Origin of the sequence: Erythrobacter mangrovi (genome assembly GCF_013260645.1) — a bacterium.
Taxonomy (GTDB): Bacteria; Pseudomonadota; Alphaproteobacteria; order Sphingomonadales; family Sphingomonadaceae; genus Qipengyuania; species Qipengyuania mangrovi.
Genome location: NZ_CP053921.1, coordinates 820,491 through 835,316 on the forward strand (window position 1 = coordinate 820,491; position 14,826 = coordinate 835,316).

Genomic DNA, 14,826 nt, shown 5'->3' on the forward strand with positions numbered 1-14,826 from the left:
GCCAGCCCTATCCGGTGCTGACCAGCGTACCCGCGCCACGCGCGGTGAAGAATTCGAGCAGCATGGCGTGCGGCACGCGCCCATCGAGCACCACCGCTGCCTCGCACCCTGCCTCGACCGCCTTCACGCAGGTTTCGAGCTTGGGGATCATGCCTCCGGTGATCGTGCCGTCTTCGCGCAGGCGGGCGATATCGGTGGGCGTAAGATCGGTCAGCAAATTGCCCTGCTTGTCGAGCACGCCGGAGACATCGGTCAGCAGCAGCAGGCGCGCGGCGCCAAGCGCAGCCGCAAGTGCGCCCGCCATGGTATCGGCGTTGATGTTGTAGGTGTGCCCATCCTCGCCCACCCCGATCGGCGCGACCACCGGGATCATCCCGGCGGCGGTCGCGGTCTCAAGCACGGTGGTGTCGACCTTGGACGGTTCGCCGACAAAACCGAGATCGAGCACTTTCTCGATATTGCTGTCGGGGTCCTTATGGGTGCGCGACAGCTTGGTCGCGGTGACGAGGCCGCCATCCTTGCCCGAAATACCGATCGCCTTGCCTCCCGCGCGGGCGATCGAGCCGACGATCGCCTTGTTGATCGCACCCGAGAGGACCATTTCGGCCACATCCGCAGTCTGCTTGTCGGTGACCCGCAGCCCATCGACGAAGGTGGTTTCGACCCCTAGCTTCTCCAGCATCGCACCGATCTGCGGCCCGCCGCCATGGACCACCACCGGGTTGATCCCGACCGCCTTGAGCAGCACCACGTCCTCGGCGAACTCGCGCGCGGCGCGATCGTCGCCCATGGCATTGCCGCCGTATTTCACCACGAAACTCTTGCCGGCATAGCGCTGGAAATAGGGCAGCGCCTCGATCAGCGTTTCCGCCTTCGCGTGGATGTCGGGGCCGATAGTGCGCTCCTGGACCATAACTCGCTGTAGTCTCCGCTGCCGGTCTGGGTCGAGCGCTTAGCCGTGCGGCTGGCGCGCGTCCACGGGGAATGGCGTGATGGTTAGCTTCCAGCGGCCGGCACGTGGCTACCCACCCAGCGCATCGATCTCTTCGGCGAGGCTGGCGAAATCCTTGTGCCCGGTCACCGGCGCAACGCGTTCGGCCCACACCGCATCGATCTGCGCGCCGACCGCCGGCGGGACCAGCTTCGCGTCGCTTCCCTTCGCCTGCACCTTGGTCGAATCGCTGTCTGCCGGGATACCGACCTTCGCCTCGAGCGCCCCCGCCATCATCGCGTCGTCGAACTTGTCCTTGTGCCGGTACATGTATTCGCGGCTGGTCATGTCCATCACCAGTGCCAGCGAGCTGTTGTCGAGCGGGATGTCGCAGAATGCCGACAGGCGTCGGATCATCGCCGCCCGGTTCGACACCGCCCAACGATAGGTGGCCAGCAACGTATCGGGTTCGTGTCGCCGTGCGTACCAGCTGAGCAGATGGGTGTAATAGTCGCAGCCGCCGGGGCCGCCCGCCATCCATAGCGGGAAAAATTCCTCGATCCCGATGCTGCCCGGTTCGAACATCCAGCCTTCCATGAAGCGGAAGAACGAAACATAGGTCTCGCGCGGATCGCGCAGCGTTACGACATAGCGGCACCCGGCCGGCAGGCGCTCGTATTCGCGATGCGACTTGAACCCGCGCGGCTCGGCCTTCTGCGGCTGGTTCATGTCGCTGTCGGTGATCACCGCGCTGTCTTCCCACGGGGTCATCCGGCTGATGTCGTCGAAGGCCATGTCGCCCGTGCCGGTCGCTGCCGCCATGCGCAGCTGGTGGAACATCTGCTGGATGTAGGTCGTCCCGCTCTTGGCCCAGGTGGTGATGAAGACATCGGTCGGGCGCGGCTCGATCGGCCGGAAGTTCTCGGTCGGGAATCCCGCCAAGGCACCGAAATTGATGACCATTTCCTCGACGCTGCGTGCGCGCCGGCCAAGCCCTGCGGCCATTCGACACCCTTCCCTTCGATTCCGCGCGACCCGGCACGGCTATGCACCGAGGCAACCATGAGGCCAAGCCCCATTGCCCGGTGCTGGCGGGGAGTGCATGCTCACGGCAAGGGACAGGAGCCAAGGAGAGGGAATCATGCAGCAGCTTGAAGGGAAAGTTGCCTTCGTTACCGGCGCGGGATCGGGGATCGGCCTGGGGATCGCGCAAGCGCTCGCCGCAGCCGGGGTCAAGGTCATGTTGTGCGACATCGAACAAGCCGCGCTCGACACGGCGGTCGCGGGGCTCTCCGCAACCAATGCCGATGTCGCGGGCGTACGCGCCGACGTCAGCCTGAAGGACGAGCTGCGCAAGGCGGCGGACGAAACCATCGCGCGCTTCGGCAAGGTCCACATCCTCGTCAACAACGCCGGGGTCGGCGGGGGCGGCGACTATGGCGAATGGACCGACGCCAGCTGGGACTGGACCATCGGGGTCAATCTGATGAGTGTGGTCTGGGGGATCGAGATCTTCGGCCCGCTGATCGAGAAGCATGGCGAAGGCGGGCAGATCGTCTCGACCGCCAGCATCGCGGGGCTGGTCGCGGCTGTGAACCCTTCTTACAACGTCACCAAATACGGCGTCGTCGCCTTGAGCGAAGGGCTGCGCCCGACACTGGCGGAACGTGGCATCGGCGTTTCGGTACTGTGCCCTGGCTTTATTCGCACGCAGATAATGGATTCGCGCCGCAACCTTCCGCCGCGCTTCGGCGACATCGAGGAGATGAACGAAGGCGCCAACGAGATCGTCGCCGCCGCGCGCGAGGCGATCGAGCACGGCATCGACCCGCGTTACGTCGGCGAACTGGTGCGCGAGGGGATCGAGGGCGACTGGCCCTACATCGTCACCGATACCGAGTTCGAGCCGATCATCGCCGAGCGCTTCGCGAACATCACTGCCGCCTTCGACCGCATCCGCGACCGCGTACCCCAGCGTTGAGGGGCGTGTAGGACGAAAATAGGGTTCCCCCGGCGACAACCCGCCAGGATGGAACACATGGAACACGGTCCTGCAGAAACAATCGCCCCTGCCCACAAAGCGCCTGCGCGCTTTTGCGGGCAGGCGGGAAACGGGCGCTGACATGGGGCGCGGTTGGAGCATGTCGGGAGCGATTAGGAAACTGTCCCTGACGGCTAACCTCTTGCCCTTCCTGCAATTTCGGACTAACGGCGCTATCCCGCTCGCGGATGGGCTGCGAGGGGCGCTGCAAGATCAAGGGAGGCAGCCGATGTTTGCATTGCTGATACCTCCGCCCGCGCTCGAATGCGCGGAGACGCGCGCCACCGCCTGAGCCGTCTCGCATCCGCGAGGAACGGCCCAGCCCGTTCCTCCCGCGAGGGAATTTTCCATGTACCTGCGTTTTACCGTGCCCGGCACGGTCACGCGCGCGCACGTCGCGCCGGGGCCGTTCCTGTTGGCCAGCAATCTCTATTGGGATGGCGACCCCGATAACGACCCGGTCCTGATCGCACTGCGGCGCGAGCTTGACTGGTTCAACGACCGCCTGCCCGTGCCCAAACGGTTTTCCGTTCGCGCCAAGGGCCGGTGGTGGAAGGACGGGGTCTGCTGGTTCCGTGACGACGCACGAGAGATGCTTGCCCATATGCAGGCGCTCGTGAGCCTGATCGAGGACTGCGGCATTCCCGTCACGCGCAGCTGGACCCGCGATCCGGGCCAGTTGCTCTATCGCGACCGCTGGCAGGTGGTCGCCATGCCGGAGCGCTATCTGCTCCATTGACGACAACTCCGGGGCGCGCCGCGTTCCGGGCAATTGAAGGAGGCATCCATGCATATCGACTACGACACCATGCCGAGCTTTCGAGCGGACCAGCAAGCGGCGTAAAGGCTTCCCAAGCGAAACCCGCGTCAAACGCGGCCTCAGGACCCTGAAGGGTGGAGAGATCGAACTGCTCGAGAAACTCGGACGGAACGATCCCTGCCCCTGCGGCTCGGGGAAGAGGTTTCAAGCGCTGCTGTCTCATAGACGGGCGGTTCGAAGGGGTCGAACGGCGCGACTACTGGCGATGACAGTGCGGGAGCGAGGGGATGCATGCCCCCTCGCTCCCCGATACCTAGCGATTGTCGAGCTGGGCTCGCACGGCGAGCAGACCGGCGCGGGTGACCCGGTAGGGGCTACCGCCGCGGCTGGCGATGAAGCCGCGCTTCTTAAGCCGGGCGAAGGTCGCCAACCGGCAATCGACCAGCATATGGCCATCGCGATTGTAGCATTCGACCGTGCTGATCGGTGGCCGCGCCTTGTTGCCGCTCGCCTCGCCATCACGCCTGACAAGGATGTGCCCGCCCTGCGCGAGCGCGTGCAGCGTGCGCTGCTCCGCCTTGGAAATACTCATGGGATTGCATTCCGCTATACCGTGCGCGCGCGGGCCTGGCACGGCTGCGCGCGGGAACGGCGGCCCGTTGGACCGCCGGCGATAGCCATGCGTTCACCGGCCCAAGGTCGGGCCGGGCATGGCGATCAGCGGAAGGCAAGCTCTGACATAATTCTCCTGGCGGCGGAGATTAGCGGAGTGGCGGCCGCGCGGTCAATCGCGCGCGCGCATCACACCGCCGCGCGGGCCTGGGTGACGAGCGCGGTGATCTCGTCGAGCAGGGCAAGGCGCTGTTTCTTGAGCGTCTCGGTCCGTTCGTCGCTGGCCGCCTCGGTCTCGGCCTCGATCCGGTGCACCTCGCGGTTGACCTCGTGATATTCGTCCGCAAGCTGCGCGAAATGCGGGTCCTGCGTCTTGAGACGGGTCAACACCTCACGGTCGCGAGCGAAGATCTTGGTCAGTTCATTGGGGGTGTGCTGCGACATGTGGGGTCCTTTCTGCGGTATCCGGGAATCCGATTAGCACACCTGCGCATCCCGTCGTTGCGCTGGATCAATTGCGGCGGAGGCTGCTAGCAAGCCCGCTTGCCCGCTCTGCGCGACGCCTATGCCGAGGACCTCGACGAGAATGGGTGCTCAAGAAGTCTGGCGCCTGAACCGCTCCGAATAAAGAGGCAGGGGGAGCGAGAGGCATGGCTTCCCGCTCCCTTTCCGTATCCGCGTGGCCTGTGCAGGGCCGGTTATTCGGCCTCAGTCCCAGCCTCGCCTTCTCCGGCGGGCACATTGGTCATCTCGGTCTCGGGCAGTTCGACTGGGACCGCATCGGGATCGGGTTCGGTCACGATCAACTCGCCCCCGCCTTCGTCGGTAGCGCCGACTTCGTATTCGCGCTCGTCAGCCTGGTTGCAGGCAGCCAGGGCCAGCGATGCGGCGAGTGACAGGGCGAGACCCGATGCAAGTTTGGGTGGATGATTCATATCACGTACTCCTTGGTACTCCTGGTCTGGCGCGCCACATCTGCGGCAGGCTCAGGCGCCCTCTTTCTCCTGCGCAGCGAACATCCGTCGCAGCACGGCGGCCCGCGCGCGTTCCTCGGTGAAGGCCTTCTCAGGATGCGCTGCAAACTTGGCGAGCAGACACTGCAGCTCCCTTTCGCGATCGGCCATGGTGGTCATGGGCATGGTCTCTCTCCTCTTGCGAGAGGAGACTATAGCACATTCGGCGCGGAGGGCTTTGCGGCAAATCAAGGCTGGTGAGGAGTTCCCCTACGCTCGTCTCGCCTTCGCTTGTTCGCTGCAATTTGCCCAGGTGTAGTGTAGATTATCCTCAAAACCTGTTCGGCAAAATCGGCCAGATCTTCAGCTTCCTCCATTCCGATACCAACAAGATCATGAGCAGCGTCGTTGCCATCTTGGTGAATGCAGCTCGAAAGATCTTCCAATGATCGATCCAGCACTCCATGCTCAAAGAGCCAATCCAGTCTCAAACGCAAATCTTTGTAAGTTTTCCAATTTGCTGGTTTGACCGAGACGTCAGCTTCAGGAGTAGGTGTCTTTTCCCTCGTCGCCGCGTCCAGCACTTTTCGAAACATGGCGCCGCTAGCATCGAAAGCGCCTATCGCAAGACAGTTCGCCCCTTCTTGGAATATTCGTGCTACGGCAGGTTCTACATGCTCAGGAACCCTCCGACTATTTGGTATTTCAAATACCCAGTGCTTGAGTGAGAAAATCACATTTACGTAGATACCGCTATTGCTTGTTGGGGGCGATACCTGCTGATTTTTCGCGCGAAGTAACGCATTTGATGGCTTGGCGCAGCTTCGACAGCGCATATAGCACTCGTACTCAACGCGATAATCATATTCGCGGGAATAAGATTCTGCCAAAATATCAAAAGTCGTTTTATTGTGACCACACCTCGGGCAGTCAGCAATAAACATCGCTTTCTCAGGCTTGCCGGCCACACCAATTACTCCGCCGCTTGCACTCCAGCGTCATCCCCGAACAGCCCCGGGCCTTCGTCCACGGTCTCTTCCTCGTTCGCGGCCTTGGCCTTCTGGCGCTTGTCGAAGCTGGCCCAGACGGTGTTCCAGTCACCCTTGGTCGCGGCCTTCGAATATTCGGTGGCGCGGGTTTCGAAAAAGTTGGCGTGCTCCACGCCGTTGAGCAGCGGGGCGAGCCAGGGGAGCGGGTGGTCGTCGACCATGTAGATCGGCTGCAGGCCCAGCTGGCCCAGCCGCCAGTCGGCGATGTAGCGGATGTACTTCTTGATATCCTTGGCGGTCATGCCGCTGACCGGGCCCATTTCGAAGGCGAGGTCGATGAAGTTGTCTTCCAGCCGCACGGTCTTCTGGCAGATGTCGATGATGTCTTCCTTCACCGCCTTGGTGAAGCAATCACGCTCGCGCACGAATTCGTGGAACAGGCGCACGATGCCTTCGCAGTGGAGGCTTTCGTCGCGCACCGACCAGCTGACGATCTGGCCCATGCCCTTCATCTTGTTGAAGCGCGGGAAGTTCATCAGCATGGCGAAGCTGGCGAACAGCTGCATGCCTTCGGTGAAGCCGCCGAACACCGCCAGTGTGCGGGCGATATCCTCGTCGGTGTCGACGCCGAACTGCTGCAGGAAGTCGTGCTTGTCCTTCATCTCCTCATACTCGAGGAAGGCGGAATATTCCGCTTCGGGCATGCCGATCGTGTCGAGCAGGTGCGAATAGGCGGCAATGTGGACCGTCTCCATGTTGGAGAAGGCGGTCAGCATCATCTTGATTTCGGTCGGCTTGAACACGCGGCCGTAGTGTTCGTGGTAGCAGTTCTGCACCTCGACGTCGGCCTGGGTGAAGAAACGGAAGATCTGCGTAAGCAGGTTGCGTTCATGCTCGCTGATCTTCTGCGCCCAGTCGCGGCAATCCTCGCCCAGCGGCACTTCCTCGGGCAGCCAGTGGACCTGCTGCTGGCGCTTCCAGAACTCGAAAGCCCAGGGATATTCGAAGGGCTTGTAGGTCTTGCGGGCTTCCAGCAACGACATCTTGTATCTCCACGTGTTCGGACCGAACGACTCATATAGGGAATCATGGTCCGGATTCGAAGGCAAGGCCCAACGATTCGACGGGGATAAGATAGCCCATAAGAGCGTCGCAATTGCGACGAAACGGGGAACGCGGCCCAGCCCGGTCCGTTATCCGAATGACGCGACGGAAGGGATCCTCCCTCACCCTTCTTGCGCGCGGGTTCCCGGGGAACAGCGGCCAGGGCCGGTTTCCCCTCTTTGCGGGCCTGGTCCGCGAACCCCGGCGCCCTGCCCCTCGCAAGGGGGGTGGGGCGTCAAACTTGCCTGCCCTACCGCTGCGTTACGTAAGAGCGGGTTTGCGTTGCGTCAGACCAGAAATACCAGCGCGAGCACCAACGCACCGACGAGGCAGACCGCGAAAGCGAAGCCGAGCTTGGCTTCAAGCGGGACGGTAACGCTCGGCAATTCGCTCGGCTCTTTGTCAGCTTCAGGGGGCGGGTCGTTGAGATGCCGCCAAAGCGAGTAGAAGACATTGACCGCTACGAACGAAGCGGCGAGCGCAACATAGAGGCTGATGAGGCCCAGATCTTCAGCGGCCATGGGGATCCAAGCGGACAAGGCCCCGCCACCAGCACCCAGCCAAGCCATGGATGGACGCAATGGCTCTTCCGCAATCCCCTCTTCGAGTTCACGCAATTCGTCTCGGTGAATGAAATCGAGCTGCGCGAGACGCCGGTCTCTGCGCCGTACCAGCCAAGCCCGGCGGATCGCCGGAAAAACTGCCGCGACACCACACACCGTGCCAACGAGTGCCGTGTAGATCCATGTCGTGGCAGTGATTTGCGACCACAGGGCGGCAAGATCGTCCATTGACCCTCTCTTGGCATGCCGCGCGAGCTATTTCCAGAACCAGCGATCCTTTGCCCCGCGACGACCGCGGTCGGTCCACATGCGGACGTACATCCAGATCCCCGAGAGCGAGAAGAACAGCAGCGCGAAGCCCGACAGGATCGAGATGGCAACACCCGCGTTCCCGAATTCCTCGCCCGAATGCAGGTGGTGGAAGAACCCGACCCACGCGCGGGGGCCGGTAGTCGGGCCCGGCGGCGAACAGCGCCAACCTTCGGGGCAGACGAACTCCGGCTGAGCAGGGGCAGCGACCTCGGCGGGCACGTTCGGCGCGGCTTCCATTTCGCCATGGGCCTGTGCCTCAGGCACGAAGGCACCATTTTCCGGCCACAGCGCGGCCCAATGGCTGAGCAGGCCGGTCGCCGCAATGAAGAGCATGAAAACCCCGAAGAAGAGCGACAACCAGCGGTGCCACTTGCGCATTCCGATATCCTTTATTGCGACTGATTTGCAATAGCAGATACACGAGCAACCGCATAGTGCAAGTACCTTGCTGTCGCGCAATGCCGCAAGCGAAAGTCGCCCACGACAGCCCCAATGAACAAGGTTTTCAGATGTCGTGAATCACGCGTTAGGAATTTGGTCAGCATGGCGTGAAATACCGCCGTAACCAGGCCGCCAATCCGCGCGTTAACTTGCGGCGATTAGGGTTAGGACCATGGAACGCTCCCCGGGCCCAACCGAAAGCGGATTGCCGCAGATGGTCGAAGCCGCACTTGCGGCGCCAGGGCGGCTGCGCGACTGGCCCAGCCCACTCAAGGCGGCATGGGAGGCAGAGCGCAGCCCGCGCGTGCGTCGCGAGCTCGCCTTCCAGTTCAAGCTCGGATCCGCAGTCACGGTCGGCACAGTGCTGATCGACCTGCTGGCGGTCCCACAAATGGCGCTGACCGCGCTGATCCTGCGGATTGTGACGATAATCCCGCTCAATATCCTGGGCCTGGTGCTGTTGCGACGCGACAGGATCCAGCCTGCAAAGGCAATCGCCGCCCTGACACTGGCCATATTCGGTGCCAGTGCCATCTGGCTTTCCACCTATGGCAGCAGCGATGTCATCGCCCGCATCGGCATGGCAACGATGCTGTTGCTGGTGCTATCTCTCCACGTGTTGCCCTTCACCGTGGCGGAGAAGCTGCGATACGCGCTGCTGTTTTCGCTCGCCACCTGGGCGGCCGGACTGGTGCCCAACGCCTTGCCACCCAAGCTGCTGCTCCAGCACATGGTTCTGACGCTGCTGGCCGGGGGCGGAGCGATGGTGCTGGCGCAGCGGTTCTGGCAGTTCGAAGCGCGCGACTTCCTGCGCTCGCTGCAGGACCGTGTCGTGCGCAAGGAGCTGGAGCAGCGCAATGGCCTGCTGCGCGAACTGTCAGAAAGCGATCCGCTGACCGGGCTGGCCAATCGGCGCAATTTCGAACGCGTGTTCGAAGAGGTCCGCGCAGCGGCAGACGATGGGGTGACGGCGTTGATGATGATCGATCTCGATCACTTCAAGGACTTCAACGATCGACACGGCCACCAGGCGGGCGATCGCTGCCTGGTCGAGGTCGCCCGGGTGCTGGAACGCTGCCTCGTCCGGCACGGCGGACATGTCGCGCGATTCGGGGGCGAAGAGTTCATCGCGGTCTTCAGGGAGAGCGACGCCTGCGACGGAGCCATGTTGGCCGAACGGCTGCGTGAGGCGGTGTCGGCGCTGGCAATTCCGACAGGGCCTGGACATTGGAGCCGAATAACCGCGAGCATCGGGGTCGCCCGATCGAGCCGTGGCCAGGGGCTGAGCGAACTGATCGCGCGCGCGGATGAAGCACTCTACCGCGCCAAGCTGCGCGGTCGCGACAGGGTCGAACTCGCCTATTCGGGGGTAGAGGAATTGGGATGACGGGGGGCTAGCGCAGTTTTCGGTAACCGGGCGGTGGGAGCCCGGTTATAAGAGGGATGGAATGGGGTTGATTGACGACACCGCGTCAGCGGATCACAGGCGCTTGCCCCTGGGGCGGGGATCGCAGCCATCGCTCGCGATTGCGACGCTCCACGCCCACATCGACCGGACCCTGACCTTCGATTTCGCATTGGTGATCGGCGTCATGGTGGCAACGCTGGCGGTAGACGCGATCATCGTGCCCTTGCAGATGTCCCTCGCCATTCTGCTCAAGCTGGGGACGGTGGGTTTGCTGGGCATGATTGGACTATACCTCCCGGTCGAGCGGCGGGGAGCTAGAAAGGTCCTGCTTGGGGCCGCGCTAATCGCGTTCGGCTGTTCGACCACTACCATCGCCAGCTGGTCACCCGCGCCCGAAAGCCTGTTTCACATGATGGGCACGGTCCTGATCCTGGGCACATCGACACCCGTGCTGCCCTACACACCCCGTGAATCCGGCGCCTATGTTGCCATCTACGCGCTCGCGACGGGCACCCTGTATGCAATCCAGCACTCGCTCGACGCCGAGACCTTTGGAATCCTCGGGGTACTCGTCATTACCGGAACGGCGGCCTGGTTCCTGGCCCGCCGGATGTGGTCGCTGCTAATGCGCGACCTCTTGCTCGGAGACCTACAACAACGAGAGATGGAAGAACTGGCGCGGGCCAATCGCGACCTGCAGCGGCTGGCCAGCCACGATCCGCTCACCGGCCTCGCCAATCGCCGGCTCTGCTCCGAGGTATTTGCCGAGCAGTATGCGCAGACCGGGGGCGGCGGGCGCAACCACGTTGCGGTTCTGCTGCTCGACCTCGATCACTTCAAGGCCTTCAATGATCGGCATGGCCACCAGCTCGGCGACGCCTGCCTCAAGGCCGTCAGCGACGCGCTGGCGCACACAGCAAGATTGCACAACGGCATTGCCGCACGCTTCGGGGGCGAGGAATTCGTAGTGGTCCTGCGCGTCGAAGGGCCGCTTGCCGCGCGCAAGGTGGCTGAAGATCTCCGCGTCGCAATCGAACGGATCGAACTGGCCTTGGGCGGAGGGAACGAAACGGCCGCCTGCACCACCAGCATCGGTATCGCTGTCCATTGCAGCGATGTCGCACCCGACCTGGCGCAATTGCTGACCGCCGCCGACAAGGCGCTCTATGCAGCAAAGGATGGCGGGCGGAACCGCTGCGAACTGGTCGAGGCTCGCACATAGGGGGTAAGAGAAACCCCGGCCCGCGAGTGCGGAGCCGGGACCCTTTGCCACATTGCCCGTTCGACCTGTCTTACTGGCAGGCGAGGCATTCCTCGTAATCGGTCTGGCCGGCTGCGGCTAACAGTTCGATCTTGGCCGCATCAGCAGTATTGTCGGCTTCCACGCCACCGGCGAAGCCTGCGCGCTGCACGCTCTTCGAACGCAGGTAATAGAGCGACTTGATGCCCTTCTCCCACGCCTGGAAGTGCAGCATCATCAGGTCCCACTTGTCGACATCGGCCGGGATGAACAGGTTCAGCGACTGCGCCTGGTCGATATAGGGCGCGCGGTCGGCAGCGAATTCGAGCAGCCAGCGCTGGTCGATTTCGAAGCTGGTCTTGAAGGTCGCCTTTTCCTCGACCGAGAGGAAATCGAGATGTTGGACCGAGCCGCCCTTCTCGAGAATCGAATTCCACACCGCGACCGAGTTCTTGCTCTTCTTGTCGAGCAGCTTCTCGAGATACGGGTTCTTCACGATGAAGCTGCCCGACAGGGTCTTGTGGGTATAGATATTCGCCGGGATCGGTTCGATGCAGGCGCTGGTGCCGCCGCAGATGATGCTGATCGACGCGGTGGGCGCGATCGCCATCTTGCAGCTGAACCGTTCCATTGCGCCGGTTTCTTCCGCATCCGGGCACGCGCCGCGTTCCTGCGCCAGCACCAGCGAGGCTTCTTCCGCCTTGCTGCTGATGTGCTTGAACATCTTGAGGTTCCACACCTTCGCCATGGGGCTTTCGAAGCCGATGCTCTTGGACTGGAGGAAGGAATGGAAACCCATGACGCCCATGCCGACGCTGCGTTCGCGCATCGCCGAATACTTGGCGCGGGCCATCTCGTCCGGCGCGCGGTCGATATAGTCCTGCAGCACGTTGTCGAGGAAGCGCATGACGTCCTCGATGAAACGCTTGTCGGTGTTCCACTCATCCCACTTCTCGAGGTTGAGTGAGGACAGGCAGCACACCGCGGTCCGGTCGTTACCCAGATGGTCGATGCCGGTCGGCAGGGTGATCTCTGCGCACAGGTTCGAAGTCGAGACCTTGAGACCCAGTTCGCGGTGATGCTTGGGCATCATCCGGTTCACGGTGTCGGAGAAGACGATGTAGGGCTCACCCGTCGCGAGGCGGGTTTCGACCAGCTTCTGGAACAGCGCACGTGCATCGATGGTCTTGCGCACCGATCCGTCGCGCGGGCTGACGAGGTCGAATTCCGCACCGGCGCGGACCGCTTCCATGAAGGCGTCGGTGACCAGCACGCCATGGTGCAGGTTGAGCGCCTTGCGGTTGAAGTCGCCCGAGGGCTTACGGATCTCGAGGAACTCTTCGATCTCGGGGTGCGAGATATCGATGTAGCAGGCGGCCGAGCCGCGCCGCAGCGAGCCCTGCGAGATCGCCAGCGTCAGGCTGTCCATCACCCGCACGAAGGGAATGATGCCGCTGGTCTTGCCGTTGAGTCCGACCGGCTCGCCGATCCCGCGGACATTGCCCCAATAGGTTCCGATGCCACCGCCCTTGGAAGCGAGCCAGACGTTCTCGTTCCAGGTGCTGACGATGCCATCGAGGCTGTCGCTGACCGAATTGAGGTAGCAGGAAATGGGCAGGCCGCGCGTGGTACCGCCATTCGACAGCACCGGGGTCGCAGGCATGAACCACAGGTTCGAGATATAATCGTAGAGCCGCTGGGCGTGGTCCTGATCGTCGGCGAAGGCATCGGCGACGCGGGCGAACAGGTCCTGGTAGGTTTCACCCGGCAGCAGGTAGCGGTCGGTCAGCGTTTCCTTGCCGAAATCGGTCAGGTTCGCATCGCGCGCGGCATCGGTCACCACGTTGAAGCGGCGATCGAGGATCTTCTTGCTGTCGTCCTGCACCGTAGCCGCAGCCTTGGCCGCTTCGGCCATGGCTTGGCCGGCCGCCTCCGCCACCAGCGCGTCGGACCCCTTGTCGCCCTTGTCCATTGTCATTGCCTTCTCGGGCTGTTTCTTAGCCGGTGTTGTCGTTGTTTCGGCGGTGTCCTGCATATCCAGATCCAGTGCCATCGCCGTATCATCCCCGCTTTTGAAATCCATCGTGTGCCCCGCCGTTTCTTGCCCCTGGCGGAAGGCGTGACCTGCATCACGTGTTCCGCTTGTGTTCGAGTCGGCGGGCGTCCCTCCCGCCTAGCAATTTTCGTGTCTTCGGGGGCGAAAACTTATCCCGTTCTTTCCCACAGCCCGGCGCGTCCTCAGCGCGCATCCGATATGGGGATGAACGCCCGAAAAGCTAGGTCTAGTGGGTACCCCCGGCAACCCGACCACTAAATACTGAATCAGGAGGGTCTCGCACGCAAGAGGGTCAATAAAGATTTAATGCCTCGCCGTTCCGATCGGAGCAGGTGTATTACAATGCTACAACGCAGCGACGCGTGGGAAAAGCTGGACTGGCGCGACGCGCAAGTCGGAAAATGAATCCGGGAAAAAAATTTTGCGGGCAAAAACGAAACTGCGGACTTGAGATTCAAACGAATCCGGCGGCGCAATTTGTGAACGCTAGCCAACCCGATAAAGTGCAGCTGACGAGCGCGCTTTGGATGATAATCGGGAGCACTCCGCCGGCGCGGGGCGGCATCCCCGCAGAAAGATGCCGCCCCGACTCCGTGACGGTTCCCGACCAGTTGGGACTTAGGAAACCATGCGCGGTGTTAGGTTCAGCGCGAGCACTGCACGTTCCTGCGCAGATGAGGCGATCCGCGCAGTTTCCTCGCGGATAAGCCGCTTGGTAAGGCGCGCCAATTCCACTTGATCATCTGCAACGATGATGTTGGCTTGGACTACTTGCCCTTCCGCGACGCCGGCCGGTGCCGGCGCGAGGCTCGAGAGGCCATGCACGGCACGACGTGCGGCCGCATCAAGCCTGCTGTTGCCTGAGCCCTCGTAAGTGACGACATTGATTGCTTGTCCGTCTTTGCCAACCTGAAAGCGAACCTTGGCGATCCCGTGCACATTTGCTCGTGGGTCGAAGCGTTGACGTGCTAACTGTGAATCAAGATCTTTCGATACCATCGCCACGAATGACGAACTGGAAGGCGGCGAAACCACAATATCTTGTGAAGCGAGGGGCCCGGTCAGGGCCGACGAAGTTGCGACGATCGAGGCAGCGAAAACGACAAGTTTGTTCATTGGACCATCCTTTCAGCGAAAGAGATGATCGGCCGCAGAGAGTATCACGCAGGATGCGACTGGCTGTTATGGTTCAGGCGATGACGGTCTAGGGTCGATCGGCGTTCGGTTGGCCTGCGGGAACCACTCGAACCCTATAAACCATAGCCACTTTGCTGATCTTGTCAAAATACGAATTTTTCTGTGTCGTGTCTGTGCAAAATTGTTATTATATTGTTCATGCTTGGTGTAAAACAACCATAGCTCATGCTTTTTTAAGCCGTTTTTGGGCCAAGAGCATAGTGACACGTTCGCGACTCG

General features: G+C 62.2%; 16 protein-coding genes and 1 pseudogene. 5 read left to right on the forward strand and 12 right to left on the reverse strand.

Going from position 1 to position 14,826, the window contains the following annotated elements:
• Positions 1-7: 7 nt before the first annotated feature.
• Together argB and HQR01_RS04340 are read right to left on the reverse strand one after the other, a co-directional pair.
• Positions 8-913 carry an acetylglutamate kinase gene (gene argB, locus HQR01_RS04335; protein WP_173212878.1) on the reverse strand — a complete coding sequence of 302 codons (906 nt, stop codon included), beginning with the start codon at positions 911-913 and terminating at the stop codon, positions 8-10.
• 108 nt (positions 914-1,021) lie between these two features.
• Complete coding sequence (locus HQR01_RS04340) at positions 1,022-1,936, reverse strand: sulfotransferase domain-containing protein (RefSeq protein ID WP_173212880.1); 915 nt, start codon at positions 1,934-1,936, stop codon at positions 1,022-1,024.
• A 136-nt stretch (positions 1,937-2,072) separates the two neighbouring features.
• Between HQR01_RS04340 and HQR01_RS04345 the strand changes: the two genes are divergently transcribed.
• From HQR01_RS04345 to HQR01_RS15395, 3 genes and pseudogenes are all read left to right on the forward strand, one after another.
• A complete protein-coding gene (locus tag HQR01_RS04345; protein WP_173212882.1) occupies positions 2,073-2,912 on the forward strand; it encodes an SDR family NAD(P)-dependent oxidoreductase in 840 nt (279 codons plus the stop codon).
• 409 nt (positions 2,913-3,321) lie between these two features.
• Entirely contained in the window at positions 3,322-3,711 is a 390-nt protein-coding gene (locus HQR01_RS04350; protein ID WP_173212884.1) for a hypothetical protein, read from the forward strand.
• A gap of 169 nt (positions 3,712-3,880) precedes the next feature.
• Positions 3,881-3,940: pseudogene (locus HQR01_RS15395) on the forward strand (SEC-C metal-binding domain-containing protein); the annotation flags it as partial.
• A 105-nt stretch (positions 3,941-4,045) separates the two neighbouring features.
• Here HQR01_RS15395 and HQR01_RS04360 read toward each other — a convergent pair.
• The 8 genes from HQR01_RS04360 to HQR01_RS04395 form a co-directional block, all read right to left on the reverse strand.
• Positions 4,046-4,324 carry a YjhX family toxin gene (locus HQR01_RS04360; protein ID WP_173212885.1) on the reverse strand — a complete coding sequence of 93 codons (279 nt, stop codon included), beginning with the start codon at positions 4,322-4,324 and terminating at the stop codon, positions 4,046-4,048.
• Positions 4,325-4,533: 209 nt separating this feature from the next.
• Positions 4,534-4,788 carry a YdcH family protein gene (locus HQR01_RS04365; protein WP_173212886.1) on the reverse strand — a complete coding sequence of 85 codons (255 nt, stop codon included), beginning with the start codon at positions 4,786-4,788 and terminating at the stop codon, positions 4,534-4,536.
• 254 nt (positions 4,789-5,042) lie between these two features.
• Positions 5,043-5,279: a hypothetical protein gene (locus HQR01_RS04370; RefSeq protein ID WP_173212888.1), complete on the reverse strand. Its 237-nt coding sequence runs from the start codon at positions 5,277-5,279 to the stop codon at positions 5,043-5,045.
• 51 nt (positions 5,280-5,330) lie between these two features.
• On the reverse strand, positions 5,331-5,483 hold the full coding sequence (locus HQR01_RS04375) for a hypothetical protein (protein ID WP_173212890.1): 153 nt from the start codon (positions 5,481-5,483) through the stop codon (positions 5,331-5,333).
• Between the two features lie 62 nt (positions 5,484-5,545).
• Positions 5,546-6,265, reverse strand: coding sequence for a DUF4145 domain-containing protein (locus HQR01_RS04380; protein WP_173212892.1), 720 nt, complete (start codon positions 6,263-6,265; stop codon positions 5,546-5,548).
• Positions 6,266-6,270: 5 nt separating this feature from the next.
• Positions 6,271-7,329 (reverse strand): ribonucleotide-diphosphate reductase subunit beta, encoded by a 1,059-nt coding sequence (locus HQR01_RS04385; RefSeq protein ID WP_173212894.1) that lies wholly within the window; start codon positions 7,327-7,329, stop codon positions 6,271-6,273.
• Between the two features lie 348 nt (positions 7,330-7,677).
• A complete protein-coding gene (locus HQR01_RS04390) occupies positions 7,678-8,181 on the reverse strand; it encodes a hypothetical protein (RefSeq protein ID WP_173212895.1) in 504 nt (167 codons plus the stop codon).
• 27 nt (positions 8,182-8,208) lie between these two features.
• Positions 8,209-8,643, reverse strand: coding sequence for a PepSY-associated TM helix domain-containing protein (locus HQR01_RS04395; protein WP_173212897.1), 435 nt, complete (start codon positions 8,641-8,643; stop codon positions 8,209-8,211).
• Between the two features lie 235 nt (positions 8,644-8,878).
• Here HQR01_RS04395 and HQR01_RS04400 point away from each other — a divergent pair, with 235 nt between their 5' ends.
• A complete protein-coding gene (locus tag HQR01_RS04400) occupies positions 8,879-10,093 on the forward strand; it encodes a GGDEF domain-containing protein (protein ID WP_173212899.1) in 1,215 nt (404 codons plus the stop codon).
• A gap of 61 nt (positions 10,094-10,154) precedes the next feature.
• A complete protein-coding gene (locus HQR01_RS04405) occupies positions 10,155-11,336 on the forward strand; it encodes a GGDEF domain-containing protein (protein WP_173212901.1) in 1,182 nt (393 codons plus the stop codon).
• Positions 11,337-11,406: 70 nt separating this feature from the next.
• On the opposite strand, the gene HQR01_RS04410 is transcribed toward HQR01_RS04405, so the two are convergent.
• The gene (locus HQR01_RS04410; RefSeq protein ID WP_173212903.1) at positions 11,407-13,437 is read right to left on the reverse strand and encodes a ribonucleoside-diphosphate reductase subunit alpha; all 2,031 of its coding nucleotides are present in this window, start codon (positions 13,435-13,437) and stop codon (positions 11,407-11,409) included.
• 591 nt (positions 13,438-14,028) lie between these two features.
• Positions 14,029-14,526 (reverse strand): TonB family protein, encoded by a 498-nt coding sequence (locus HQR01_RS04415; protein WP_173212905.1) that lies wholly within the window; start codon positions 14,524-14,526, stop codon positions 14,029-14,031.
• Positions 14,527-14,826: the final 300 nt, after the last annotated feature.